Annotated in this window: 16 protein-coding genes and 1 other RNA gene; 3 read left to right on the top strand and 14 right to left on the bottom strand. The window is 60.1% G+C overall.

From position 1 onward, the window contains the following. Nucleotides 1–41: 41 nt before the first annotated feature. From ruvX to FJE54_RS01095, 5 genes are all read right to left on the bottom strand, one after another. Nucleotides 42–455, bottom strand: a complete 414-nt coding sequence (gene ruvX / locus FJE54_RS01075; RefSeq protein WP_139650706.1) for a Holliday junction resolvase RuvX — start codon at nucleotides 453–455, stop codon at nucleotides 42–44. A gap of 15 nt (nucleotides 456–470) precedes the next feature. Continuing rightward, on the bottom strand, nucleotides 471–3,116 hold the full coding sequence (alaS, locus tag FJE54_RS01080; protein WP_139650708.1) for an alanine--tRNA ligase: 2,646 nt from the start codon (nucleotides 3,114–3,116) through the stop codon (nucleotides 471–473). Between the two features lie 23 nt (nucleotides 3,117–3,139). Further along, nucleotides 3,140–4,540 carry an AI-2E family transporter gene (locus FJE54_RS01085; RefSeq protein WP_139650710.1) on the bottom strand — a complete coding sequence of 467 codons (1,401 nt, stop codon included), beginning with the start codon at nucleotides 4,538–4,540 and terminating at the stop codon, nucleotides 3,140–3,142. Nucleotides 4,541–4,545: 5 nt separating this feature from the next. Continuing rightward, the gene (locus tag FJE54_RS01090) at nucleotides 4,546–5,373 is read right to left on the bottom strand and encodes a DUF948 domain-containing protein (RefSeq protein ID WP_139650712.1); all 828 of its coding nucleotides are present in this window, start codon (nucleotides 5,371–5,373) and stop codon (nucleotides 4,546–4,548) included. A 261-nt stretch (nucleotides 5,374–5,634) separates the two neighbouring features. Beyond that, entirely contained in the window at nucleotides 5,635–6,948 is a 1,314-nt protein-coding gene (locus FJE54_RS01095; RefSeq protein WP_139650714.1) for a replication-associated recombination protein A, read from the bottom strand. A 162-nt stretch (nucleotides 6,949–7,110) separates the two neighbouring features. Between FJE54_RS01095 and ssrS the strand changes: the two genes are divergently transcribed. Beyond that, a non-coding RNA gene (gene ssrS, locus FJE54_RS16495) (6S RNA) lies at nucleotides 7,111–7,279 on the top strand. A gap of 1,370 nt (nucleotides 7,280–8,649) precedes the next feature. Here ssrS and FJE54_RS01100 read toward each other — a convergent pair. Further along, nucleotides 8,650–9,465: a helix-turn-helix domain-containing protein gene (locus tag FJE54_RS01100; RefSeq protein ID WP_139650716.1), complete on the bottom strand. Its 816-nt coding sequence runs from the start codon at nucleotides 9,463–9,465 to the stop codon at nucleotides 8,650–8,652. A gap of 149 nt (nucleotides 9,466–9,614) precedes the next feature. Between FJE54_RS01100 and FJE54_RS01105 the strand changes: the two genes are divergently transcribed. Continuing rightward, the gene (locus FJE54_RS01105) at nucleotides 9,615–9,833 is read left to right on the top strand and encodes a helix-turn-helix domain-containing protein (protein ID WP_139650718.1); all 219 of its coding nucleotides are present in this window, start codon (nucleotides 9,615–9,617) and stop codon (nucleotides 9,831–9,833) included. Between the two features lie 173 nt (nucleotides 9,834–10,006). Here FJE54_RS01105 and FJE54_RS01110 read toward each other — a convergent pair whose 3' ends face one another. Genes FJE54_RS01110 through FJE54_RS01135 form a run of 6 tightly spaced genes read right to left on the bottom strand, consistent with a single transcriptional unit; the run spans nucleotide 10,007 to nucleotide 15,810 of the window. Beyond that, nucleotides 10,007–11,395 (bottom strand): sensor histidine kinase, encoded by a 1,389-nt coding sequence (locus FJE54_RS01110; RefSeq protein WP_139650720.1) that lies wholly within the window; start codon nucleotides 11,393–11,395, stop codon nucleotides 10,007–10,009. Between the two features lie 8 nt (nucleotides 11,396–11,403). Next, entirely contained in the window at nucleotides 11,404–12,096 is a 693-nt protein-coding gene (locus tag FJE54_RS01115; RefSeq protein WP_139650722.1) for a response regulator transcription factor, read from the bottom strand. A 23-nt stretch (nucleotides 12,097–12,119) separates the two neighbouring features. After that, entirely contained in the window at nucleotides 12,120–13,013 is an 894-nt protein-coding gene (gene pstB / locus FJE54_RS01120; protein ID WP_439653124.1) for a phosphate ABC transporter ATP-binding protein PstB, read from the bottom strand. After that, nucleotides 13,006–13,977: a phosphate ABC transporter permease PstA gene (gene pstA / locus FJE54_RS01125; RefSeq protein ID WP_139650724.1), complete on the bottom strand. Its 972-nt coding sequence runs from the start codon at nucleotides 13,975–13,977 to the stop codon at nucleotides 13,006–13,008. Before pstA ends, pstB begins: the two co-directional genes overlap by 8 nt. Further along, complete coding sequence (gene pstC / locus FJE54_RS01130) at nucleotides 13,974–14,837, bottom strand: phosphate ABC transporter permease subunit PstC (RefSeq protein WP_139650726.1); 864 nt, start codon at nucleotides 14,835–14,837, stop codon at nucleotides 13,974–13,976. The genes pstA and pstC overlap by 4 nt, the downstream gene beginning before the upstream one ends. 28 nt (nucleotides 14,838–14,865) lie before the next feature. Continuing rightward, nucleotides 14,866–15,810 (bottom strand): substrate-binding domain-containing protein, encoded by a 945-nt coding sequence (locus FJE54_RS01135; RefSeq protein ID WP_139650728.1) that lies wholly within the window; start codon nucleotides 15,808–15,810, stop codon nucleotides 14,866–14,868. A gap of 228 nt (nucleotides 15,811–16,038) precedes the next feature. On the opposite strand from FJE54_RS01135, the gene FJE54_RS01140 reads away from it, so the two are divergent. Next, entirely contained in the window at nucleotides 16,039–16,254 is a 216-nt protein-coding gene (locus tag FJE54_RS01140) for a TOBE domain-containing protein (protein WP_139650730.1), read from the top strand. Nucleotides 16,255–16,345: 91 nt separating this feature from the next. Here FJE54_RS01140 and FJE54_RS01145 read toward each other — a convergent pair whose 3' ends face one another. Both FJE54_RS01145 and FJE54_RS01150 read right to left on the bottom strand, forming a co-directional pair. Continuing rightward, nucleotides 16,346–16,930 carry a hypothetical protein gene (locus tag FJE54_RS01145; protein WP_139650732.1) on the bottom strand — a complete coding sequence of 195 codons (585 nt, stop codon included), beginning with the start codon at nucleotides 16,928–16,930 and terminating at the stop codon, nucleotides 16,346–16,348. Continuing rightward, nucleotides 16,927–26,292, bottom strand: a complete 9,366-nt coding sequence (locus tag FJE54_RS01150; RefSeq protein ID WP_139650734.1) for an InlB B-repeat-containing protein — start codon at nucleotides 26,290–26,292, stop codon at nucleotides 16,927–16,929. The genes FJE54_RS01145 and FJE54_RS01150 overlap by 4 nt, the downstream gene beginning before the upstream one ends. Nucleotides 26,293–26,514: the final 222 nt, after the last annotated feature.

The raw sequence follows: 26,514 nt of genomic DNA on the forward strand, positions 1-26,514 counted from the left end.
GCTACCTTTCTATAGGGCTCAGACGTCGGAACGTGCGCGCCTTACGCGTGGCGAGCATCGAGCCACGCCTGGAGAAACAAGCTCGCAGCTATCATATCCACTTTTCCGCGCATCTCCCGCTCGCCGAAGCCCTTTTCACGCAAACTCCGTTTGGCCTCCTTCGAGCTCAGCCGCTCGTCGGCGAACACGTGGGGGATGCCGGTGGCATCGGTGATCTTCTCGGCCGTCGCCTTGATGCTTTTCGCCTGCGGGCCTTCTTTATGCCCCATGGTGTACGGAAGCCCGCACACGAACAGCTCGGGCTCCCAATCTTCGAGAAGACGGCGAAACGCCGGCGTGTTGCCGAGCACATCGGCTGCGGGCAGTACGGCAAGCGGCGTTGCCACCTGCTCGGCAGGATCGCAGATGGCCAGGCCGACGCGAACCTGCCCGATATCGAGCGCCATGACTCTCATGGTTGTTCCTTACGGCTACGCGGAAACGAGCATCGAGCGCGCCGCGTCGAGCGCCGCGTCTATGCCGGAAAGGTCTTTACCGCCGGCCTGCGCCATCGACGGTTTGCCGCCGCCGCCGCCCTTGATCGAAGGCGAGATAGCCTTGATGACGGCTCCAGCGTCGAAGCCCGCTTCAACCGCTTCGGGCGTGCCTGCGGCAAGCAAGATCGGCGTGCCGTTGTTGTCTGCTGCGAGCACGGCGGCACCGGGCGCATTCAGGCGAGCCCGCACGATATCCCAGGCGTTGCGCAGCCCCCCGACATCGGCGGTGCCGAGGTTGGCAACGATAAGCGGGTAGCCCGCATCGAGCGCGGTATCGAGAATCGAGAGCATCTCTTCCCCCGAGGCGATCTCCTTGTTGTTCTTGCGCTTGTCCTGTAAATCCTTCATGGCCTTGAGGTTTGCAGCAGTGCGCTCACTCACATCGAACAGGGGCACCTTGAGCTCGGATGCTGTATCCTTGAGCTCGTCTTCGACCCTGTTCATGTACTCGAGCGCATCAAAGCTGGTAACCGCCTCGATGCGGCGCAGATTCGCGCCCACGCTCGACTCGCCGGTGATCTTCACGAAACCGATTTCGCTCGTAGCCGACACGTGCGTGCCGCCGCAAAGCTCCTGCGATACGCCCTCGATGTCGAGCACGCGCACGAATTCGCCGTATTTCTCGCCGAACAGCGCGATCACGCCCGCCTCGCGCGCCGACGTGATGGAGGTCTCGTAGGCACGGACCGCATGGTTCTCCATGATCTTCTGATTCGACAGACGCTCGACTTCGGCAATCTGCTCGGGTGTCATGCCCTCGAAATGCGTGAAGTCGAAGCGGAGACGGTTTGGCGCGACGAAGCTGCCGGCCTGCTTCACATGCTCGCCAAGCACTTGGCGAAGCGCCCAGTGCAGGATATGCGTTGCCGTATGGTTGCGGCGTATGCGCTCGCGGCGCGGCACGTCGATGGCGGCACGTACGGTATCGCCGACGCGAATGCGGCCGCCGGGCAGCTCTTCTGAAACCTTTACGGTATGCGCGATCAGGCCCTTCTCGGGCTCTTTCGTATCGAGGACCTCGACGAGAACATCATCTTCGGCAAGAACGCCGATATCGCCCACCTGACCGCCCTTTTCGGCATAGAACGGCGTTGCATCGAGCACCACGCGGCCTTCTTCGCCCGCTGCAAGCGCATCGACTCTCGCCCCATCTTTGACGATGGCGAGCACGCGGGCCGAGGCGTCGTTTTTGGTGTATCCCACAAACTCGGTCGGACCCGTTTCTTCCACTATCTCGCTCATGACGCCGCCGTACGTGGACCACGCCTTGTCGGCGTCTTTCGCATTCGCACGCGCACGGGCGCGCTGTTCGGCCATCGAGCGCTCGAAGCCCTCGAGGTCAACCGTGATGCCGCGCGCATCGGCGATTTCCTCGGTAACCTCGATCGGAAAGCCGTACGTATCGTGAAGCGTGAAAGCGGTCTCGCCCGCAAGCACATCGCCTTCGAGCTTGCCGAGCGCATCGTCGAGGTAGGCCTGCCCCTGGCGCAGCGTGGAACCGAAGCGCTCTTCCTCCGACAGCACCACGCGCTGGGTGAGTTCGCGGTTCTCGACGATCTCAGGGTACACGTCGCCCATGAGCTCGATCACCTTGTCGACGTACTCGCCCAAGAACGGACCCTCGATACCGAGCAAATGCCCCTTCATGACGGCACGGCGCAGCAAACGGCGCAGCACGTAGCCGCGACCTTCGTTGGAGGGAAGGATGCCGTCGGAGATCATGAACGTAACCGAGCGGCTATGGTCGGCGATGATGCGCAGGCTCAAATCGGTCTCGGCATCTTCGCCGTACGTCGCACCCGCCAGACGTTCGCCCACAGAGAGCAGATCGCGCATAAGGTCGATCTCGTAGTTGGACTGAACGCCCTGCATGATAGCGGCGATGCGCTCGAGCCCCATACCCGTGTCGATGTTCTTCTTGGGAAGCTCTACGAGCGTGCCGTCTTCTTGGCCATCGTACTGGGTGAACACAAGGTTCCAGTATTCGAGGTAACGATCGCAATCACAGCCGGGTGCACAGTCGGGATTGCCGCACCCGAATTCGGGACCCTGATCGTAGTATAGCTCGGAGCAGGGGCCGCACGGGCCTGTGGGCCCGGCGCGCCAGAAGTTGTCCTCTTCGCCCAACCGCGAGATGCGCTCCTCGGGAATGCCGAGCGATTTCCATATCTCGATGGTCTCGTCGTCATCGAAAAAGACCGTGAAATACAGGCGATCGACGGGGAGTCCCAACACTTCGGTGGAGAACTCGAGCGCCCACGCGCACATCTCCTCCTTGAAGTAATCGCCGAAGCTGAAGTTTCCGAGCATCTCGAAGAAGCTCAAGTGCCGCCCCGTCGTGCCGATGATGTCTATGTCGTTGGTGCGCACGCACTTCTGCACGGTCGTCGTGCCGACGTAGGGTGCCTCGAGGTGCTTTTGCTGCAGGAAGTACGGTTTGAACTGCACCATGCCGGCGCTCGTCAAAAGAAGCGACGGATCGTCGGGGATAAGCGAGGAAGAAGGCATGCGCTTGCAGCCCTTTTCCTCGAAAAAGCGCAGGTATTTTTCTCGAATGTCAGCAGTGCTCAAGTATTCCATTGTCGTTCGTACTCTTTCTCGAATCATTCGTTATCGTCGTCGCCCGCTTCGTCGGCACCTGCCGGCCCCCCGCTCTTGCCTGCCTCTTCAGGCGACCGCCCACCGCGGTCCTTTTCAGGCGCATGCGCCGACGGCATCTCTTCGCGGACCGAGGTGCCGTCGCGGGTGCTTTTCTCGTACGTCGGCGACGCCATGTCGGCCAGCGGATCGACAAGCATCCCTTCGGTGCCCGTGGGCGTTCCCTTGAAGAACACCCCGTCCTCTGCCACGATGCGCCGCCCCGTGCGCTTCTCGAAATAGTACACGAAAACCGACTTCGCGACAGCCACAGCAGGGATGGATGCGAGCATCCCCACAATGCCTCCCATAAAACCGCTCATGGCGCTGCCGATCGCCGACCCCGCAAGGAGCGCAATGATGACGAGCGCCGGGTGCACGTTGACCGAGTTGGACATGAGCTTCGGCGACACGAACGTGTACACGAACTGCTGGATCGCGATGGTGACCACCACGGCCACAAGCGCAACGACCGGGCTCACGAACACGCAGGCGATGGCCGCAAGGGCGCCGCCGAGCCAGGGGCCGACGACGGGAATGATGTTGAGAAGGCCCGTGATGCCGCCGAGCGCGGCGTAGTTGGGCACCCCGATGATCGCGAACGCGATGCCGCAGGCCAAACCGATGAGGAAGCACTGCACAAGCGTCGCCTTGATGTAACCGCCCATCACGCGGGTGAACGTGACGTAGAGCATCATGGCGTCTTCTTTGCGCTTCTCGCCGATGAGGCGGCGGCATTCGCGACCGAGCGCGGGAAGCTCCATGAGGATCCAGAACGCCACGACCATCGAAAAGCCGACGACCATGAAGCTGTTCGCGATGCCGCCGCCGACCGCTACGATGCCCTCGGCACTCACTTTCGCGGTATCGCTTGCCCATGCGCCGACCGACTTGGTGAGGTCGTCGATCCAGCCGCTGACGAAATCGTTCTGGAACAAATGCTCGTACTGTGGATACACGCTGTTGTACCAATCGGTGATCTGCTGGACGTAGGTGGGTATCGACTGGATCAGGTTCATGAACTGATCGCCGATGCCGAACACCGGCGAGAACAGAAGCGCTCCCAAACCGACGAGCACGATGAACATGAGCACGTAGGCGATCGTGGTGCCGATCGCCCGGTTGAGCCCGAACTTTTCGAGCCGGTTCACCGGCGTACGCAGGCAGAAAACGATGATACACGTCCAGACAACGATGCCGACCGGTACCGAAAGAATGTTCATGACGTAGGCGAATACGGCGGTCAGCAGGATGGCGCCGACAACGGTCCACACCTGAAAGCAGCGCTTGCGTACTTTTTCCCTGCGCTTTTGTTCAACCGATTCTTCGCACACGCCTTCCGACGGTACCGCGCTCGCCCCTGCCATGAACGTTAGTCCGCTTTAGGTTGGGCGGACACACCAGCGCTTGCCGCAGGCTCTCCTCCGTAGGTGAAGTACTTCTCCTTGGCAGCGGTCGCATCGGCTTCCACGACGGCATGCACCGCATCGGCCATATGCGCCGCAGCAGCGTTGGCTTTGTCCGCCGATTCCTGGCGCTCTGCGGCTGCCGCTTCGCGCTCGGCCTTGCGCTCGCGCGTGCGGTCACGCGCCTCATCGGCGCCTTCGCTTGCCGCCTGGGCAACATCCTGAGCCATCGATGCCGCAACCTTCGCCGCATCTTGTGCCACAGCACCTGCCGCTTTCACGGTATCCTGAGCTGTTTCGACGACGGTTTTATCTTCGCGCGCATGCTTCGGTTCGGGCTCGGGAGCATTCCGCTCGTGGCCGAGCGAGACCGATTCGGAGCTCGCCTTGCGCGTTTTGAACACGTTGCGCACCTTGCTCGACACGCTGTTCACCAATTCGAGGGGGGCGTTCGCCGCCGTATCCACCGCATCGACGGCCGAAGACAGCGATCCGGTGATGTCGTTCACGTCTTCGAGGATCTGATCAACACGCATGATTTCGAGGTTCGCAGCATCGACGGTGAGCGATACGCGCTCGACAAGCGGATCGACCTTCGCGACGATCGGTTTGATGGAATCGGTGATCTCTTCGACGTTTGCGAGGGTCGGTTGTATCTGGCGCTGCACGTCATCGACCGTTTTGCGCGTTTTCCTGATTGTGAGCACGAGCTCGATGACGAGCCATACCAAAGCGGCACCGACTAGAACGTACACGATAGGAAGTGCGATCTGTACTATTTCAGCGAAATCCATTGAACTCCTCCTCGCTTTTCGAATCAATAACTATACCACGGTACGAATTGATTCTATACGCGCGCGCGAGTGTTTTCATGGGGCGTTCATAGTGCGTTTCTGTCATGTTACCTGCGCGAAGAACACGGCATGGCCACGAGCGCCCATATGAAAGCCGCGTGCAGCCCGACGGCGCTTGGCGCACAAGCCGCGTGCGGCCCGACGGCCAACGGGTATGCGAGCCGCATGCGAGTCGATACCGCACGAGTATGCGAGCCGCGTTTACTGCCCCGGCTTGCGATCGCGCGTAACCGCATCCGTGCGATACGCTTCCCACCCGCGCTCGCCCGGCTGATAGAATGCTCCGCGCTCGAGGCCGTCGGGCAAGTACTGCTGATCCACCCACCCCCCGGGATAGTTGTGCGGGTATTTGTATTCGCCGTACTCATCCGATCCGGGACGGTGCCGGTCGCGCAAGTTGTCGGGCACGCTGCGCAGGGGGCCCTTTCGCACTTCGGCGAGTGCATCGAAAATACCGCACGCGGCATTCGACTTGGGTGCGAGCGCCATGTAGGTTGCAGCCTGCGCGAGGATAAGCTGGCATTCGGGATAGCCGATGACCTCGGCGGACTTGAACGCAGCTTCGGCGATGAGCAGCGCTTGCGGATCGGCGTTGCCGATGTCCTCGGCAGCGAGGATGAAGATGCGCCGTGCGATGAACTTGGGGTCCTCTCCCCCGTCGATCATGCGCGCGAGCCAGTACAACGCCGCATCGGGATCGCTGCCGCGCATGGATTTGATGAACGCGGATATGATGTCGTAATGCATATCTTTGTTCTTGTCGTACGGAAGCGAGCGGTGCGGCGTGGTTGCGCGCACGGTGTCTTCGTCGATGACTGCCGGTTTCTGCTTCGTACCTGCGCGCAGCATGCCGGAAGCGAGCTCGAGCGTGGTGAGCGCCCCTCGTCCGTCACCGCCAGCCAGAAGCACGATGGCGTCTGCGGCTTTATCGTCGAGCTTGTACGCACCCGCAAGTCCACGATCGTCGGACACGGCGCGATCGAGCAGCTCGCGGATATCGTCATCGGAAAGACCTTTGAGTTCGACCACGCGCGAACGCGATATGAGTGCGGAGTTCACTTCGAAAAACGGGTTTTCAGTTGTTGCGCCCACAAGCACGACGATGCGATCCTCCACCGCGTGGAGCAGAGCATCTTGCTGGCTTCGGTTGAAACGGTGGATCTCGTCGACGAACAGGATGGTGCGCAAGTTGCTCATCGTCAGACGCTTTTCTGCGGCGTCGATTTCTCGGCGCAGATCGGATACCGTGCCCCCGACCGCCGACACCTCTACAAACGTTGCCTTCGTGGTTTCGGCGATGACGTGTGCAAGCGAGGTCTTACCCGTACCCGCCGGGCCGAATAGGATGACCGAACTCAGCGAATCGTTTTCAATGGCGGTGCGCAGCCAGCTTCCGGGGCCGACCGCCTGCCCTTGCCCCACAAGCTCGTCGAGCGAACGCGGACGCATGCGTACGGCAAGCGGTGCGACCGACCGCTTGGCATCGTTTTCTATTTCGGTGAACAGATTATCCATCCGTTCATTGTACCGTGTACCGTCGATAAACACAAACTTTTGTTCGCTTCATATGAACGCTGCGCGAACGAGAGCGCCCGGTGCCATGGATGCTTTGTCCCATGCAGATAACGGTTGTATGTCAAGACTTTTATTCTATCGAAGGCACCCATATACTCAAAGCACGCTCTGCTCCTGGATCATCAATTGCGATGGACCGACGCTATATTTTAGGGAGCTCAAGATAGCGGGTGGAATGGAGATTCGTATCCGTTGATACGAAAGCCAGGAAGCCAGCTGCGAGCACCCACCTTTCGAGGTGGGTTCATCCTAGACCAGGGGTGGGGCTTATGAAGGCGTCCGCGTGCGGGCGCCTTTCCTTTTGCGGAGACCCCACGATCTAGGCGCATCCGCCAGAGCTATCCCTGGGGACAACCGCTATGCTCCCGCCTGATCTTCGAGGCGCTACGGGCAGCGAGGCTCGCGAGTCCCCTAAGATTGCATGCCAACCGAAGACGCACATCCGCCGAGGATGATGCGCCCGTCAACCACCATGTTCCCGTCAAGGCTTCGAGACGCTGCAGCGGAGCGAGGTTTCCATCGTCAAAACGCCGTTGCCATACACCCGCTCGGAGCACCGATGCACCAGATGGCCGCGAGGCACCATGCCGGGCCGTGCCGATATCAGCAAAAAGCGGTGAAATCCCTTGTAGCGGCGGAGCCCCTGACAGCAGTGGAGCCTTTTGCGGCGGATGAGCCCCGAAGCCCAAAAACCGCCGCCATGAAGGGCTTCGTAACGAGTTACCGATGCAAGGGAATTCCCTGACAACGATAACCCCTGCTCATCGGCACGCTGGCTTCTCGCTGTATGCGGAGGTCCATTGCCTGCGCGTTCCGTTGACGCTTCAAAGCCCGCCGAACGCTTCACGACGGCGGTTTTTGGGCTTTTGAGCGGCTTTCCGCCGCAAGTCCACCGCCGCCGCATGCCCGCACCCGCCGATGCGGCCCCGAGCGCGCCGGCGGGGGCGCCCCCGCCGACCCGTGGTCCTCGCGGTGGGCCCTTTCCGACGCCCTTACGGCAGCCGTGCCGCAGGGCGGGAACTGCTTCCCGCGTCTCAGAAGGGTGCCGTGCCGAGCATGGCTTAACAGCAGCGCAAGGTTCCGCTGCTGGAGGATGCCAATCGCTCATGCCAGAAATCGTCCATATGGACGATTTCTGGTACCGCTGCATGCACCGTTCCGGCTGTCTCGAGAAACTATGGGCATCATGCCTGTTCAGGACATCGATCAAGGGGGTACGTCGATTATCCTCACCAAAAATCATCCATATGGACGATTTTTGGCGCGCACATGCGAGGCGGCAAGCGGCATCGGGTGTCGCGCAGCTTGGTTTTCGACGGCTGGAACACAAGGCAGCGCGCCCGCTTTCAGTGGCAGTGGGAAACGCAAAGCGACCCATTTGCGCCATCGGCGGTTGAGGAGACGAGCGGTCTACCCGCTGCAAAGCCAAGGCCTTCATGTCCCTGATATGTTATCCTATTACCTTGTTTGCGGGAGTTTGTTGTGAAGGCGGGATTCGCGACGGCGAAAAGGCTGGTCATCGACGAATGCGGTGATCATCTGACGAGTGGACAGCCAGTTACGGGATACGGTGCACATCCGACGAGGGATGGCCGGTTTCGGGATACGACGCACAGCCAATGAAGGGGCGCAGTTGCGGATTTACAGCACGCGGCCGGCAAAGAGCGGGGCTGTTGCACGGTCGAGCTCTGCCGCCGCTTCCCTCGCGTTCGCGATGCCCTGGGCCGTGATCGATACGACGCGCTGCCGCTTATCCGCACCCCGGCTAAACTCGACAAGATCCGCGCGATGCAGCGGCTTGATCACAGTCGAAATCGTGCTGCGGTCCACAGCAAGCGAATCGGCAAGAGCGCAACAGGGAAGGGACCGTCCCTCGTCACGCAGCGCAACGAGGCATCGGTAGCCCGTCAGCGTCAGATTGCCATGCTCGATGACCGTCTGCGACCACAACCTGATAAGGGCCGAAACGACCAAGGGAAAGGCGGGTGGAATCCGATCATGTACCAGCGCATTGGCTTCAATCGCAGGTATACAGAATCCAGGTGCTGCAGCCAAGAACGTACGCATGGTCTCTCGGACGCAATCTTCGGCACCCGCCGTGCAGACGCGCGCGCAACGCGGCTCAGCTGCTTCCGAAAGAGCCTCGCCCATCGCTCGTTCGATACCGTCGAAAGCCCGCTTAACGGATTCGATCCCCTGCCGAGTAGCGTGAAACACGGAAATGCGCCGATCGTCGGGATGCGAAGTCTTCTCGATCAGACCCGCCCGTTCAAGCTTGATGGCCGCAACGACGACCGTGTTCTCGTTTCCTATCAGCGCACGGGGGAATTCGCGCACCAGCATCGAGCCTCCGTGAGAAACGAGGAGGGCAAGCAGGCAGCACGGAAGGTACGCGAGCCCGGCTTCGTGGCGCACGGCCTCGGTTATACGGCGATGCAGATCGAGCGCGGTCGGCATCAGGCTGCGTGCGGATATCGTATTCTCGTCGATCGGTTTCGCCTTTCGCTCGGTCTAACCGCATGAGGCCTTTTAGAGAACTTCTATTATATCCGAAAAATTCGCTTATATCCAAAGACCCCTGCCTAAGGGAATCGTAGCCTCACCTCATGGATTACGATGCTAAACGACAGATCATCGGGCGCACCATCGCCTCGATACGCAAGAGCCAGAAGCTTTCGCAGCATAAGCTCGCGGACATGGCCTGCATCAACGAGGGGTATTTGTGCGAAGTCGAAAAAGGCATCGCGAACGCCACCATCAACAAGCTGCTCGCCATCTCCGAAGCGCTCGGCGTCGACGTTGCAGATCTCTTGCGCGGGGTGTAAGCCAACCGCGCTTTCGGGCGAAGCGGCAACGTTTTAAAGCCGAGTCGCACCATACCGAAGCTGGACGCGAACGCCCTTTGCCGCACGCAACTCCCCCCCCCGCGCATCACCGCCTAGAGAGCCATACCGAGCGCAAAGCGTGCAGAAAATCACAACCCACGCCCTCAGCGGGGTTACGAATCGCCATCCATCGCGGGAAACCGCAGGATGAACGTAGTCCCCTTGCCGAGCGCACTTTTCACCTCGATGGAGCCTCCGTGAAACATAACGGCGTGCTTCACGATGGCAAGCCCAAGGCCCGTGCCGCCCGTCTCCTTAGAGCGGCTCTTGTCTACGCGGAAGAAACGCTCGAACACCTTATCGTGCATGTCCTCAGGGATGCCCACACCCGTATCGGTTACGTGCACGACCGGACCTGCCCCGTCGTTTCCCACGCGAACCGTCACCGCGCCGCCTTCATGGTTGTAGCGGATCCCGTTCTCGATCAGGTTGTACAGCATCTCTTCCGCAAGCGTTTCGGTTCCTGCTATGCACGCACGCTCGCCCTCGATCGTCACGTCGACGCGCTCGGATTCGGCGAACGAGACGAGCCTGTTTGCCACCGAACGCGCCATCGCGTACAGATCGATCGTCTGATCGCGATCCCCCACCGCGGCCTCATCGAGGCGCGATAGAATGAGCACGTCGTTGATGAGCGAGCGCATGGCCTGGGCCTCCTCGTAGATGAGGCCCGCGAATTTTCGGTAATCGCCCGGATCGACGAGATCGTTCTGCATGAGTTCGGCGTACCCCGAGATCACCTGCAACGGCGTCTTCATCTCATGGCTCACATTCGACGAGAAGTCCCGCCGCATGGTTTCTGCACGCGCGATTTCGCGGGTCTGCTGTTTGAGCATGCGCTGTTGCTCGTCGATGCGCTCGAGCAGCGGATCCATTTCCTCGTAGATCTCGTTTTCGAGCGGTTCGGCGAAGTTGAGCGCATCGATGGGCTTCATAATGCGACGGGTGAGCAAGCGCGATAGCACGAACACGAGCAGAGCCACCACCGCAAGAGCCACCGCGAGCGGGCCGATCATCGTAGCCGCGAACGACACGAGGGAATGGCGCGTTTCGGCCAAGCGTATCACGCTGCCGTCATCGAGCTTAACCGCAGCGTAGAGCGTGTCCGTTTTGAGTGTTTCGGAATATCGCACGACGCTGCCGTGCCCGTCGGCAAGAGCCTCGAGTACTTCGGGCCGCGTCCCATGGTTCTCCGCTTCCTCGACGTCCGATGCACTGTCGAAGAGCACCACCCCATCGGCATCGATAAGCGTGTAGCGCACCTGACCTGCGAACTGGGCAAGGAGCGAGGGGACGTTTTCGACAGTCGGCGTCTGATTGAGGTAGTCGGCTGCATCGAGAGCCTGCGCAGTCAGCGCCTCCTCCGCCTCGCGCTCGTAGCTGAAGTAGAACAGCACGGTGATGACGGCCGAAAACGCGAGGATGACGGCGATCGTGAACACGAGAACCGTATTGAATATTTTACCTGACAGGCTCTTCACACCGTAATGGGTAGGACTCATCGCGCGCCCTACGAAGGCGTTTTCACGCAGTAGCCGACGCCGCGCACCGTTTGGACGCACGCCTCGACGCCCGGACAGGCTGCGCCGAGCTTTTGGCGAAGCGTCTGAACGTGCACATCGACCGTGCGGGTACCGCCAGCGTACGTCATGCCCCACACGTCTTCAAGCAGCTGATTGCGCGAAAGCACCTGGCCACTGTTCTGCATAAGCGCACGCAGAAGGTCGAACTCCTTGAGCGTCAGCTCCACCGGCACCCCGTCGGCCTCGACCGTATGCGACGCCGCCGAAAGCGTGAGCTTACCGCATGTTATCGAATCCTGCGCAGTGACGGACGGCTCGCCCGCGCGCCGGAGAAGCGCGTTCACACGCGACACGAGCTCCATCATGCCGAAGGGTTTCGCAAGGTAGTCATCGGCGCCCGCATCGAGCCCGCACACCGTATCGTATTCGGTGCCCTTCGCCGTAAGCATCATAACCGGCACGTGCTTGAGGGCCGCATCTTCGCGCAGCATTTTGAGTATCTCGATACCATCGGTCTCAGGCAGCATGATATCGAGCAACACAAGCCGCGGCGTTCGCTTGGCACACGCAGCGAAGAAGTCGGTGGCGCACGCAAACCCCGCAGCCTCAAAACCCGCCTGCTTGAGCGCGTAGATCGTCAGATCGCGAATGTTGGTATCGTCTTCAACGTAATAGATCATACAGCTATTCTACCATGCCGCTCTTACCCGAACCTGCCCGAAACGTAATCCTCGGTTCGCTTGTCATGCGGACTCGTGAATAGGTCATCGGTCGAGCCAGCCTCCACCATTTCACCGAGCAGGAAGAACGCCGTCTTATCGGACACGCGCAACGCCTGGAGCATGTTATGCGTAACCATGATGACGGTGTACTTGCTTTTGAGTTCCCCGACGAGCTCTTCGATCTTGCCTGTGGAAATGGGGTCGAGCGCGCTCGTGGCTTCGTCCATCAGCAGAACCTCGGGGCGCACGGCCAGGGCGCGCGCGATGCAAAGGCGCTGTTGCTGACCTCCGGAAAGGCCGAGCGCGTTTTTCTTCAGACGGTCTTTGAGCTCATCCCAGATGGCCGCATCGCGCAAGCTCTGCTCGACGATGACGTCGAGATCCTCGCGGCGTTTGATGCCGTGGGTGCGCGGCCCGAAGGCGATATTGTCGTACACCGACATCGGGAAGGGGTTGGGTTGCTGAAACACCATACCCACGCGCCTGCGCAGCGCATTAATGCCGATGTCGCGGTACGCGTTTTTCCCGTCGAGCGTGATATCGCCTTCGATGCGGCACCCCGCAACGAGATCGTTCATGCGATTGAGGCTCTTGAGCAGCGTCGATTTGCCGCACCCCGACGGGCCGATGAGGGCCGTCACCCGGTTTTGGGGAAACTCGAGGTCGATGCCCTTCAACGCCTGGAAATCCTTGTAGAACAGATCGAGGCCGTACACGCCCATCTTCACCGGTGCAGCAGATAGGGCTTCGCCGCCCGCGCGCTCGCGGACCTCGATATGGGGCCTGTAATCGATCGAGCTATCGACGAAACGCTCGGTCGAAGCACTCGCAGACGCCCCCGAAACGGTCTTTCGTTCCAACAACGCATCAGTCATGGTCTTTTCCCTTTCTCATAGCGCGAGCCGCAAACGTGGCGAGCATGTTGAGCAGCACCACCATAACGAGCAGCACCACCGCTGTCGCGTACGTTTCATTGATATGCAGGCCCTCGCTTGCCAGCACGTACATGTGAACGGCGAGCGTTCTCGCCGAATCGAACACGGCTGCAAGCCCCTCGGTGGCAAAGCCTGGGATCTGGGCGATGGAGCCGGCCGTGAACAAAAGCGCCGCCACTTCGCCCACCACGCGGCCGAGTCCGAGGATCACGCCGCCGAGGATACCCGGGATCGCCGAGGGAAGCACGCAGCGAAACACCGTACGGAGCCTTCCCGCGCCGAGTCCGAACCCGCCTTCGCGATACGAATCCGGTACCGCAAGGAGCGCCTCTTCGCTCGTGCGCATAATGACCGGCAAAATCATGATGGCGAGCGTGCAGGCACCGGCCAGAAGCGAGAGGTTCCATTTGAGCGCCGTTACGAAGAACAGCATGCCGAAAAGCCCGTAGATGATCGAGGGGATGCCCTGGAGCGTCTCGGTCGTCGTACGGACGACAGCCACGAACCTGCTGCCGCGCGGAGCGTATTCCACAAGGTAGATCGCTGAACCCACGCCGAGCGGCACCGCCATGGCAAGCGAAAGCCCGGCCATGATGAGCGTGTTGACGAGCGCCGGCATAAGCGAGACGTTCGTCGACGTATACTCCCATTCGAACAGGCTCGGCGTGAGATACGGTACTCCGTTTACGAGGATGTAGCCCACGAGAAACGCCAACACGCCTGCCGTGAGTACCGCACCCGCATGCACGAGCAGCCGCACGAGCAGCGAAACGATGACGCGGTTCTTCGCGTGGGCATGCTCTTTTTCGGCGAACAGCTCGTCGATGCGATCGTTTGGGTTCGGGCAGAGTGCTGCGACCCCAGGCGAAGCGCCCTCGGCTGCGGGAGCCATCTTCGGCGTCATTTCGCCTCACCCCGTTTCTTGATTACGTTGAACAGCATGGTGATGAGCAGGATGAACACGAAGAGCACCACACCCGTAGCCACAAGCGCACCGCGATGGAGATCGGCGGCGTAACCCATCTCGAGCACGATGTTCGCCGTCATGGTGCGCACGCCGGCAAACAGGCTTTCGGGGATGACCGGCTGGTTGCCCGCCACCATGATGACCGCCATGGTCTCGCCGATCGCACGGCCCACACCGAGCACGATGGCCGCCATGATGCCCGAAGCCGCCGCAGGTACGACCACCCGAAACGTCGCCCGCTCATGGTCGGCACCGAGCGCAAGCGCTCCTTCGTAGTACTTCTTCGGCACCGCATCGAGCGCGCTCTGCGCCACGGTGATGATGGTGGGCAGAATCATGATGCCGAGCAGAAGAGCGGCCGCCAGAAGGGAAAGCCCGTTGCCCTCGGGGGCAGTCGCCCTGATAAAGGGCACGATGATGACGAGTCCGAAAAAGCCGTACACGACCGAGGGAATGCCCGCCAGAAGCTCGACGCCGGGCTTGAGCACGCGCGCGACGCCCCTGCTCGCAAATCGCGAGAGGAAGATGGCGCACAGAATCCCGGTCGGGACGCCGACCAGCATCGCTCCGGCCGTCACGTAGATGCTGCCCACGATCATGGGGAAGATGCCGTAGATATCGTTGCCCGGACGCCAGGTCGTGCCTAGGATGAAATCGGGAAGTCCGATCTGCGCAATGGCGGGGATGCCGTTCGCGAAGAGGAAGACGCAGATCAGGGCAACCGCGAGGATCGAAACCCCGGCGGTTGCCATGAAGAAAAGCTTGGCTGCGCCTTCCTTGATGCGCGTTTTTCCCATAGGTAAGGCTCCTTGAGATGTGCCCGCCTTACGCGAGCACATCTTCCCATGTCGCAAGCTCGCCGAGATAGATGCCCATCACCTGGTCGCTCGTAAGCTCGTCGATCGAAGCGTTTTTGTTCACGATGACTGCGATGCCGTCCTGAGCGATGACCGTCGGGGTGAGGCCGCCGGAAATCTCGGAATCTTTGAGCTCGCGCGATGCCATACCGATATCGCACGTGCCTTCCGTCGCCATGTTCATACCCGTGGTGGAATCGGACTGCTGCACCTCGATGGTCACATCGGGGTTCTTCTCCTTGTACGCTTCGGAGAGCTTCTCCATCACCGGCGTCACCGAGGAAGAGCCGGCAACGACGACCTTGCCGCTTTTGCCGGAACCGCTGTAAGCCTCGGCACCGTCAGCGACGGCGATGTAGCCGTTATCCTCGACGATCTTCTGCCCGTCTGCGCTCATGATGAAATCGATGAAATCCTGGGAGACTTCGGAAAGACCGTCTTTCGTCGCGATGTTGAACGGGCGCGCGATCTTGTACTCGCCGCTCTTCACGTTTTCAGCGGTGGGCTCGGCACCGTCGATTTTGAGCGCTTTCACCGCCGACTCGTCGAGCGAACCGAGCGAGATGTAGCCGATGCCGCGCTCGTCTCCCGCAACCGAGGTCATCATGACCGACGTGGAGTTGGTGATCGAAGCGGACAGGGCGGTCATGTCGACTTTCTCGCCGCTTGCATCCTTCTGCTCGATGCCGAACAGCTCGATGAACGCACCGCGGGTGCCCGACCCGTCCTCACGCGAGTATACCGATATCTGTCCCGAGGGGGAGGTTTCCGCTGCCGCGGGCGCGTTCGACGAATCGCCGCTTGCATCCGAACCGTTTTCGGCATTGTTCGTACCGCCCGCACAGCCCGCAAAGCACAGCATACCGAACGCAAGCATGGCGCCCATCACTATGCCGATGACCTTCTTCTTCATTGCTTTCCTTTCAAACCGCTTGATATGACGTATCGTTTCGATGCACAACCATAGTCGCCTGTCCCGATCAAATGCCTGTTCGACGTTCGTCAAATCTAAGTAAAGTTTTGCGAAACGGGCGTACCGAGAAACTCCGAGGCCTGATAATCGGGGGAAAATCGTCCTTGAGCAATCACGATATCGCGGTACAATGAAGTGTCGAAACTTTCGTTTGAGGGGGAATCAAACATGAAGCTATCAGCACGCAACCAGCTCAAAGGGACTATCATCGCCCTTCATCCCGGAGCGGTGAACGCCATTGTGATCGTCGAGCTTCCTGGCGGTGAGCAGATCACGTCGACTATCTCGATGGGCTCGCTTAAAGACCTCGAGCTCGAGGTGGGAAAAGAAGTGTATGCGGTCATCAAAGCATCGAGCGTGATGATCGGAGTCGATGACGAGTAGGGCCAGACCTGCACCTACAACGAAGCCCCGGAACCAGCATTGAAGTTCCGGGGCTTTTGTTTGCTGGCGCAGAGCGGTCGCTCTGCGCTCGTTATGCGCCAGCGAGATGCGGTTCGGATGCGGGAACGGAAGCGACGGTTCGACAAGCCGCGATCGGCGAGAGCGCAGCAAGCTCGGCGAGCAGCTCTTGCCGGTCAGCGAACGCGCGCCTCTCGTCTTCCGACGAATCGTCTGCCGCCGGCACGACAACGGATCCCCTCCACGTATCGCCTCGATCTTTGTACGCATCGGTTTGCACGTAGTAGGCTGCTACGAATTCGTCGGCAGTGGGCACGTCCTTTTTTTCAAAACCGTAGTTCAAGTTATCGAGAATGCCACCGACCAGCACTGCAAGCTGATCGGTTCCGCTGCGCTCGACGGTGTATTCGACAAGACCCGCCTCGCTGTTGAATAAAGCGTTCGCACCGATGTATATCCTGCGAATTCGCTCGCGTCGCGTTTTTTCCGACTTGGCGATAACCACGACAGCCGCCGCGACGATAACCCACCATGCGATGGACAAGACGAGGTCGAGCGGCGTATCGACGCGATAAAAGCCCATGTACACCCACAGAAACAGCAGGAATGCCGATGCTGCCACGATGAGAGCGGTTATGATGACGTTGCTTTTTCTCATAAGGCAGCACCCTTTCCGCTCGCGCCGCCATCGCGGCCGAGCAACGTGTTCTCGTATCCGTTCAATGCCGCTATGAACCGACGGCGGCGGGCGATCACGACAAGGATGTACAGCGCACTCAGAATCATGCCGAGAATGATGTAGAAGTGCACCCAGCACGCAGGATCATGCACGTCGAATCCGTCTGCCAAGGGAGTTTCGTTGTCCTCGATCGTTTCCTCTTCAGGACCCGTGAGAGGCGTCGGCTCTTCCCCGATCACCGTTTCATAGACGTTCTGCAGCGCTTGGGCAGCAGCGTCGATCGGCGCGGTTACCGCAGGTGGCAACACGTTGGCAAGCGGCGTGTCGGGCGTGATAGGCGCAGGCAGCGGAGTCGGCGTCGGATTCGGCCCCGGTACGGGAACCTCGATGGCCTCGAAAGCCCATGCACCGTTCACCTGCACGTCAGCTTCACCCATAAAGCCGTTGTTCGGATCGACCCAGCCGCCGAACGTATAGGAACCGTTCACGTTGCCGTACGCGTCGTGCGTGTACAGGACGGTACCCTGCGCAAACAGCGCATCGACGACGTAAGGCTGACCGTTTACGAGCCCTGTCAGAGAGACGGGTACGACAGGCGTCACGGGTACGCCCGCCGCATCGAAGTACGTGTTTTCGGGAAGATCCCAACCGTACGAGACGTTATAGCGCGCGACGTTTTGCTCGGCATACGACCAAGAACCGGTAACGGTGACGGTTTCGCTTCCCATCACACCGTTGCCCGGATCGGACCACCCGCTGAAGGTGTATACGCCGGTTACGTTATTGTAGGAGTCGTACTCGTTCACCGCATAACCGGCGGCAAAGACGGTATCGACCGCATACGGCTGGCCGGAAACGAGACCCGTACGTGGGACGGGCAAGGTCACGCCGTCGGGTACGTTATCGATACCCCAGTCGTACACGACGCTGTACGCATCGACTTGGATATCCCTCGGCATCCACGAGCCTTCGATGGTCACATCGGCTTCGCCCATGGTTCGGGTCGTACCGCCAACCTGCTCGCCGTCGAGCAACCAACCCCCAAACGTATAGGAGCCGTTCACATTGCCGTATGCGTCGTGCGTATAGACAGCATAGCCGTCCGCGAACGCCGCATCGATATCGTAGGTTTGATTCGGAACCAAGCCAGTCTGTGCGTTCGGCTTCACGACGCCGACTTCGGAACCGGCGGCATCGTAAAAGGTCGTATCGGCAGGAAGATTCTCCCATACATAAGAGACGCTGTGCTTTTCAACGGCGCGCTCGGCGAATTCCCAAGCTCCACGAATGGCCACGTCATCGTCGCCCATCGTCTGGATGCCGCCCAAATCCCATCCGCCGAACGTGTAGGAGCCGTTCACGTTGCCGTATGCATCATGAGAGTAGACGGTGAAACCAGCGGCATACGTGGTATCGACGGCATAAGGCTGGCCTTTTACGTACGATTTTGTTGCGGGCAGCGTCAACACCGCCGCATTGCCGTCGGCGTCGAAGAGCCCGGAGCCCGAATCAGGAAGCCCCGTCCATTCGTAAGCGACTTCGTTTGCGGCGACCGCGACCGCTTCGTATGCCCACGAGCCCGAAACGGTCACATCGGCGTCTTCCATGATGCCGCTGCCTGGATCGTTCCAGCCGCTGAACGCGTACGAACCGTTCACGTTGCCGTACGTATCGTGCGTGTACACGGTAATGCCCTGCGTGTACTTCGTGTCGATGGTGTACGGCTGCCCGGATACCAGCTCGGTAAGGGCTGGGGGCAGAGCGGTATCGGCAACAGCGCCCGCTGCGCTGTAGTACATCGCGTTTCCGGGAAGATCCCAAGTATACGAAACGCTGTGGGTAGCAACGGCTTCATCGCTGTGGACCCAGACGCCCATGAGGGAGACGTCGGCATCCTCCATAGCCTTTGTCCCGCTGACGGCAACACCGTCGAGCGTCCAGCCGCCGAACGTGTAAGCGCCGTTCACGTTGCCGTACGCGTCGTGAGTGTACACCTTGTAGCCCTCGTAGAACGTTGAGTCGACCGTGTAAGGCGCACCTTTCACGAGACCGTCGAGCGATGCGGGAAGCTCGGGTGCCACGCCGTTGCCGTCCGCATCGAAGAGCACGGCGTTTTCGGGAAGATCCCAGCCGTAGGAAACGCTGTTAACGTCGACTTCGATATCGGAGTGCTTCCACGTACCGACGATAACCACTGCAGCGTCGCCCATGGTTTGTTCTCCGGCGCGATCCCAACCTTCGAAAGCGTAGGAGCCGTTCACGTTGCCGTACGCGTCGTGCGTGTACACGGTGTACCCGACAGCGTAGTCGGTGCTCACCGTGAACTTCTGACCGGGGACGAGCTCCAAGGGATCGGCAACCGGAACCGTCGGACCGACCGCGGTACCGTCGCCATCGTAGTATACGCCGACTGGAAGGTTCCACGCGTACGTAACGGGATGCGAGGCAACAGGCTGCTCTGCGTATTTCCACGAGCCTTCGAGAACGACCGAAACGGTGCCCATGGTTTGCTCGCCGTCGACAGAGACGCCGTCGAGCGTCCAGCCGCCGAACGTGTAGGAGCCGTTCACGTTGCCGTACTCGTCGTGCGTGTACAGCATAGAGCCGCTCGCATACGCGTCATCGACGGCGTAGCCCTGTCCCTTTACAAGATCCTCGACCGCCGATGGAAGCACTGGCGCTGCGACGCTGCCGTCAGCGGCGAAGAACTCGCTATCGCTCGGAAGATCCCATGAGTACGAAACGCTGAAGGCATCGACGTGAATCCGCTCGGGCGTCCACGCACCTGAAACGACCGCATCGGCGTCTCCCATCTTCTGGCCGGTGCCGCCGACCTGCTCGCCGTCGAGCGTCCAGCCGTCGAACGTGTAGGAGCCGTTCACGTTGCCGTACTCGTCGTGCGTGTACACCGAAAAACCCCGTGCGTAGTTCGCGTCGACCGTATACGGTTGCCCGGGCACCAGCCCCGCCATCGTTGCAGGCTTTGCGACGACGACTGCATCTCCTGCGATGTCGTAATAGGCTGTACCCTCGGGAAGGTTCCATTGGTAGAAAACGCTATGCGACACCACGGACTTCTCGCTGAAGCTCCATTCGCCTTCGATAGTCACGGAAGCCTCGCCCATCACGCGTTCTCCGCTGACGGCAACACCGTCGAGCGTCCAGCCGCCGAACGTGTAGGAGCCGTTCACGTTACCGTACTCGTCGTGCGTGTACACCTCGAAGCCGCGCACGTACACGCCGTCGATCGGGTAGCTCTGCCCCTTCACGTACGATCGCGTGGCGGGGTACGCGGGCACCACCGGTGCACCGTCGGCATCGAACAGCTCCGCGTCTGCCGAAAGCCCGTTCCATCGATAGGCCACGTCGTAGGCGGTAACGCCGATCGAGGCAGGCGTCCACGTGCCAGTGATGGTTACGGACGCTGTACCCATGGTTTGCTCGCCGTTCTTATCCCAGCCCTCGAACGTGTAGGAGCCGTTCACGTTGCCGTACTCGTCGTGCGTGTAGACCGCATAACCTTGCGCGTATGCTTCGCTCACCATGAACTTCTGGCCGGGGACGAGCTCCGAGGGATCGGCACGGGGAACCGCGGGAGCAACCGTGTTTCCTGCTTCGTCGTAGAAAACGATGTTCTCGGGAAGATCCCATGCATAGACAACAGGATAGGAGACGACCGTTTGCGCGCTGTACTCCCATGTTCCCTCGATGGCAACGCTGGAAACGCCCATCGCCTGCTCGCCGCTTACCGCAGCGCCACCGATCATCCAACCGCCGAACGTATACGTTCCGTTCACGTTGCCGTACTCGTCGTGGGAGTAGACCGTGCGGCCCACGGCGTACGCGGCGTCGACGGCGTAGGGCTGGCCGCTCACGAGGCCCCGAATCTGCGCGGGAAGCGCAAGCAACGCATCGCTGCCGTCGGCGTTGTACAACTTCGTATCGGCGGCGGGAAGGCCCGTCCACTCGTAGGTTACGTCAAACTCGGCAACATCGATCGCCGCGTACTCCCACGTACCACGCACGACAATTGGATCGTAGGTGCCGCTCACCTTCCCGTTATCCGGATCGGCCCACCCCTTGAACGTGTAGGAGCCGTTCACATTGCCGTACTGGTCTTTCACGTACACGACCGATTCGTCAGGCCGATGAGTCGCATCGATGTCGTAGTCCTGTCCTTCAACGAGCCCGATAATGAATTCGGGCAACGTCGGCTGAGCGGCGAGCACCGCTCCTTCGGCGTCGTAGTACGTCTTGTCGCTAGGCAGGTTCCACGCATACGTAACGCTGTACTGGGCGACCTCCCGTGCTTCATAGCTCCACGATCCGGTAACGATCAAGGGCTCGGTGCCCATCGTGCCCTCGCCCGGATCGTTCCACCCGCTGAAGGTGTGCACGCCTGTCACGTTGCCGTACTCGTCGTAGGCGTTCACCGTATAGCCGGCCGCATACGCGGTATCGACAACATACGTCTGATTCGGCTTGAGGCCGGTTATCGCCGCAGGCACGCTTGCACCGGCCGGTACATTTTCACTGCCCCAATCGTAGGTGACGTCGTTGACGGGCACCGCTATGTCGCGCGGAGTCCACGTGCCGGAAACGGTAATGCTCTTGTCTTTCATGACGCCGTTGCCTGGATCGTTCCAACCGCCGAACGAGTAGGAACCGGTCTGGTTTCCGAACTCGTCATGGGTGTAGACGGTGAAGCCTTCGGTATACGAATCGTCGATGGCATACGGGTCGTTGATAACGAGATCGGTTATGCGTTCGGGCAGCTCGGGGTTAAATTGGTTGCCCGCCTCGTCGTATACGGTTTCGTTCGGTAAGCCCGTCCACTCGTAGTTCACCTGGAACCGCACAAGCTCACTTGAGGCGTACAGGTTCAGCGTGAGCGTGGCGCGGTCGATACCGGTAAGAAGGATCGAAGACGCAGGGGCAACGGCGGTGCCGCCCATGGTCTGCTCGGTGTTCCACCCCGCATACGCATACCCCGGCTTCTGGGGCAAAGGCTGCACCGTGAGCGCATCGGTTGCAACAACGCCCGAAGGCAACGGACTCGGATCGTTGCCGATAACGGGCAGCGTAGCCGTCTGCGTCAGTTCGGCAAGCGGCGTTGCCGCCCCGTCGGCAACCTCGAAGTAGTTCACGGCGTACTTCGGTGTGAGGTAAATGTCAACCACGGTATCGCCCGGAACGCCGACGAGGTTGAACCCGTCGGTCGTCGCATCGAGCCTGATGTAGCTCTTCGAGCACGTAACCGAATTGAGCACCCAAGCATCGTCCGCCGCCGTATCGGTTACAGCGAGGTCGATCTTGTTGTCGTTTTGCAGCCATGCGAAGTACAGCTCTTCGGTAGCCGCGCCGGCAGCAGTGTTTGCATCCACGATAGCGGGTGCAAACACGGTGCTCAAAGCGCCCGTCAGCTTGGCGTGCTCGACATCGGCGCCCGAGGCATCCACGTAATGGGTCCTCACGGTCACCCTGCCCTGACGCAGCGCCGCTTCGTGCTGGTTCTCAGCGCTCCGAACGCTCACAGTGCCGTCGGACAACCCGTTGACGAGCACCTGGTTCGCATATCGGGCCGTAATGAGCTTGGCCGCTTTGTCAAGCGAGCACTCGTAGAACACTTTTTCGACGTCCACCATGGAATCGGAGGGATGCTGCGCTTCGATGCCGAGCTCGGGATACGAAACCGTTTCGGGCAGCTTCGCATACCTCTTCACCTCGGCAGCGGAGACATCCTCGGAAAACGCACCGGCCTTCACCTCGACCGTCGCGGGCGCCCCATCGGGCTGCGCCTCGACGAACGCGGGGGTTATGGCATTATCCTGATCGGGATACGAGTACACCTCGTACGCGAGCGAATACGCATCGGCCCAGATCGCGTACAACACCGTATCGCCGTTTATCGTAACGGACTCAATGGAATCCAAAAGCTCGTCGCTTTCCGAACCGTCCGTCGTCGCCCAGCCTTTGAACACGGCATCGCCGTTGGAGAACCCGTCGTCAGTCGGCAGGTCGGAAATCGTTGTGCCCCTATCGACGTAGCGGTCTTCGGGAGCGGCGCCCTGTCCGCCGTTCAGATCGAAGCGCACGGCGGATTGCGCATAATAGTGCGCTTTGAGCACGAGCGAACCGTCGCCAGCGATCACACCCGTCAGGTTGTTGGGCGCCGAGGCGTCGAGCTTGAAGCCCGTCTTGGCGTAGTCGGCCGCCTCTACCGTCGCCACCGCATCGGTTGTGCCTGTCAGCGGAACGGCTCTGTCGGGCTCGTCGGCATACGTGCCGTCCTGCTTGCTATAGAACACGTGTACGGTGTACGCCGTATCGGTGTTCGCCGTGAAATTGGCGTAGTACGTGGTTGTTTGCGGCCATCCACCTGCGGGTATTTCGGGCACGAACGTCTCTTCCGTGCTCACGACAAAACCTGACAAATCGGTCCAGTTGACAAACTCGTATCCCGCGTTCGGCGCTGCAGTCGAGCCCTTCGCCTCGCCCGTTTCCGGCTTCAGCGACTCGCTCGAAGAACTCACCGTGCCGGCCTTCGAGGGGGAAACCGTATAGGTGATGGAGCTCATGTCCTTTTCGAGCCACTGCGCATACAACGTCGTGTCTTCGGTGATGATGAACGCCTCGCCCGGCTGGTACATCGTGCCACCCGAGCCGTCGGGAGTCGTCGACCATCCGATGAAGGTGGCGTTCGCCTTGCGGAACGAATTCCGCTCGATGGCAACCTTGCTTTCGGGCTTATACGGACCGCCTTTGTCCACGACGGATCCGGCAGTGGCGCCGTTGCCGTCGTAGGTCACGGCGTACTTATCCTCCCAAAGCGCCGTAAACGTCAGTTTGTAATTGGTGGCGTCGCCTGCAAGCTCCTTGATAACGGACCATACGTCGTCAACCGAAACCGCCGTCGATCCCGAGTCGATCTTTCCATAGATTCCGTTGTTGACGCTCAGCTGCCACCCGCTAAACGTGCTGCCTTCTTTCTGCGGAGCGTTGGCCGGAAGCTGGATCACGTGGTTGGGGCTCTCAACGACGTTCGAATGATAATACGTAGTCGAATCAATCCAGCTCTTCTGGCCGTCGAGCGTTCCCCCATCGAGATCGTAGGCGGCGGTAACGGCGAGCGGTTCGGCTGATATCTTGAACTCGCGATACGTGAACTCAGGTTTTCTGTCGGTGTAGTAGAACACCTTGGCAATACCGATATCCGCAGCAGCGGAAACCAAGCTCGTGAAGTCATGTCCGTTCAAATACAGGTTCGCGATATCCGGCGAATCGATGTCTTTGTAATATCCCCACGTATACCCGCCGTTTTGAAAACCGGCTCTGCTGCTTCGATGCTCGAAATCAGACCCGCTCTGGTAACCCTCTTTTGTTTTTGCGAAGAACACGACCGCATCGTTCACATCGGCCGTAAAGCTATCGCCCAACGATATCTGCGTCAGAGGACCGGCATTGATGCTGTAGTACAGTTCCATGTTGGAAGACTCGGTGCTGTACTTATAGTAGCGCAGATCAGAGGAATCCTTGTCCTTGACGGTGATGACTTTTTTCGCGGTAAGCGTTGTACCGTCGGCACCGGTGAGTTCGGCCGTGATCGTCGCCGTGCCCAAAGCGAGCCCGGTCACTTTGCCGTATGCCGGATCGGAAAGGGCGACAACCTTGGGATTGGAAGAAGTCCAAACGACCGCACCTTCGTCATAGGCCGACGAGGGGGTTTTGAGCGAAAGCGTTGCGGCCTCCCCGACGAACAGGGTGTCGACGCCCTCGATAGCAAGGTCCTGCCCACCTTGCGACGCGTTTTTCGAGAAGTAGATTTTCAGTTGGTTGAGATCGGATACGGACTTCGACGCGCCGTTTGCGAACGTGACGAAGAGCTGTCCCACGAACGATTCGTACCGAAGAGCCGTTACCATTTCGCCAAAATAGTCGGCATATGCGAACTGGCACCCGTTGCGGCCCGCGAAGATTTTCAGTTCGGCGATATCGAAGACGAAGCGTCCCTCGGAGTCGTACATGCCGAACTCCGTCGTCCATGAGCCCGACAAAGGAGTGGCGCTTCCGCTTCCGTCGGTGAAGCAGTAGTTCTGCCCGATCGTCAACTCGAACGTTCCATACAGCGTCTGCGAAAGCTTGTTGTCCCCCGCCACGGCTGCGGCGCCTGTGAGCGCGTAGCCGTAGAGCGAGAAGTGGCTGGTTTCGGCGGTATCGCCTTCGGCGATGAGGGAGGCGGCCGCCTCGTCGTCGTCGATGCGATACACCGCTGCATCGGCTGAGGCGATGGCGGCGTTCTCGAACGCGATCTGCACGGCACCTTCTGGCTGAATCTCGCTTCCGCCCGCATCGTAGAGGGTGATATCGTACACGACGGCGCGGACGATTTCCCTGCCTTGTTCGGCGGCAGCCTCGACAATCGCCTGCTCAGCCAAATCGGACTGCACGGGTTCGACAACCATAGTCGCTCCCTTGGGCAGCACGCCTTCGGCGGCGGTCAAAGTGACCGTGGTGCCCTCGACGGTTTGGGCGAGCACGGTGGGAACCGCATTCGCTTCAGGTTCGACGGGATCGGCGGCAGGCTCGCTGCCGTCGCCCGCCGTCTCGTCGCCTTCGACGGAAGGCCTTTCGGCATCGCCGATGGCGATCTCGGTGTCGCGCGTAAGCGGCGTGGCCGCCGCGCTTTCAGGCTCTTCATCGCCCTCGACCTTGACTTCGGCGGTTTCGGGAACGATCACGAGGTTGCTCGTCACGTTGGAAGCGGCCACCTTGTACGTGCCGTCTTCCTGCGTCTCAAGGGCGATCTCGGCACCGGTTTCCTTGTGCTTGGCCTTCACTTCGACGATTTCGAAGCCGGTATCGGCCTCCACATCGAAGATGAAATCCCTGGCAAGCGGCACTTCGATTTTAGTTGCGGGAAGCTTGACTTCTTGGTCGAGGTACACGATGTAGGAATGCGCAAGCTCGATGCCCACCTGGGCGACATCCACCGCCACCGAAGAATCGTCAGATGCAGGGTCGCTCGGAGAAGGGGCTTCGTCGGTCGGCGGGATAACCTGTGCGTTACCACCTTCTTGCGCGTCCTGCGCACCGTCGCCTCGAACGGTGCCGGACACGTCGTCGCTTTGCGCAGCATCGGTCGCACCGTTACCCGATTCATCCTTTACAGGTTCGAGATCAGGTTGCTCGACAGCCGAATCGTCCGATACAGGTTTCTGTTCGTCATCCGCGAATGCAGTAATACTGCACAGCGACAGCACTAAAGCAAACGAGACCAGCGTTGCGAGAAACTTGCCCGCGAACGTGTCTTTGAAATCGACTAACCCTTGCAACGTATTCATAAGCCTTCACCTACTAGGACATAAAGAGCCCGATCGGCCCTTGTTTTCTCTGTACCGGCTCGTACGTTGTCTCGCATGCTGTCATATTCGCTCGTGTTCGTGGTAGGCTTCTCCTGCTTTGCGCGCAGGGTAAACCCGCCATTATTTTACCATGGTTGGGCTTATATATTACTTGCGAGATGCTATTTCTGAAGGTAACTCCGTAACCACTGGTCAGCGCTT

Origin of the sequence: Raoultibacter phocaeensis (genome assembly GCF_901411515.1) — a bacterium.
Taxonomy (GTDB): Bacteria; Actinomycetota; Coriobacteriia; order Coriobacteriales; family Eggerthellaceae; genus Raoultibacter; species Raoultibacter phocaeensis.

What these genes read in the sequence shown, in the direction of transcription:
- FJE54_RS01135 (WP_139650728.1), bottom strand. Translation starts at nt 15,810, where the DNA reads ATGAAGAAGAAGGTCATCGGCATAGTGATGGGCGCCATGCTTGCGTTC.
- pstA (WP_139650724.1), bottom strand. Translation starts at nt 13,977, where the DNA reads ATGACGCCGAAGATGGCTCCCGCAGCCGAGGGCGCTTCGCCTGGGGTC.
- pstC (WP_139650726.1), bottom strand. Translation starts at nt 14,837, where the DNA reads ATGGGAAAAACGCGCATCAAGGAAGGCGCAGCCAAGCTTTTCTTCATG.
- FJE54_RS01145 (WP_139650732.1), bottom strand. Translation starts at nt 16,930, where the DNA reads ATGAGAAAAAGCAACGTCATCATAACCGCTCTCATCGTGGCAGCATCG.
- FJE54_RS01150 (WP_139650734.1), bottom strand. Translation starts at nt 26,292, where the DNA reads ATGAATACGTTGCAAGGGTTAGTCGATTTCAAAGACACGTTCGCGGGC.
- FJE54_RS01100 (WP_139650716.1), bottom strand. Translation starts at nt 9,465, where the DNA reads ATGCCGACCGCGCTCGATCTGCATCGCCGTATAACCGAGGCCGTGCGC.
- FJE54_RS01110 (WP_139650720.1), bottom strand. Translation starts at nt 11,395, where the DNA reads ATGAGTCCTACCCATTACGGTGTGAAGAGCCTGTCAGGTAAAATATTC.
- ruvX (WP_139650706.1), bottom strand. Translation starts at nt 455, where the DNA reads ATGAGAGTCATGGCGCTCGATATCGGGCAGGTTCGCGTCGGCCTGGCC.
- FJE54_RS01085 (WP_139650710.1), bottom strand. Translation starts at nt 4,540, where the DNA reads ATGGCAGGGGCGAGCGCGGTACCGTCGGAAGGCGTGTGCGAAGAATCG.
- FJE54_RS01105 (WP_139650718.1), top strand. Translation starts at nt 9,615, where the DNA reads ATGGATTACGATGCTAAACGACAGATCATCGGGCGCACCATCGCCTCG.
- FJE54_RS01140 (WP_139650730.1), top strand. Translation starts at nt 16,039, where the DNA reads ATGAAGCTATCAGCACGCAACCAGCTCAAAGGGACTATCATCGCCCTT.
- pstB (WP_439653124.1), bottom strand. Translation starts at nt 13,013, where the DNA reads ATGACTGATGCGTTGTTGGAACGAAAGACCGTTTCGGGGGCGTCTGCG.
- alaS (WP_139650708.1), bottom strand. Translation starts at nt 3,116, where the DNA reads ATGGAATACTTGAGCACTGCTGACATTCGAGAAAAATACCTGCGCTTT.
- FJE54_RS01115 (WP_139650722.1), bottom strand. Translation starts at nt 12,096, where the DNA reads ATGATCTATTACGTTGAAGACGATACCAACATTCGCGATCTGACGATC.
- FJE54_RS01095 (WP_139650714.1), bottom strand. Translation starts at nt 6,948, where the DNA reads ATGGATAATCTGTTCACCGAAATAGAAAACGATGCCAAGCGGTCGGTC.
- FJE54_RS01090 (WP_139650712.1), bottom strand. Translation starts at nt 5,373, where the DNA reads ATGGATTTCGCTGAAATAGTACAGATCGCACTTCCTATCGTGTACGTT.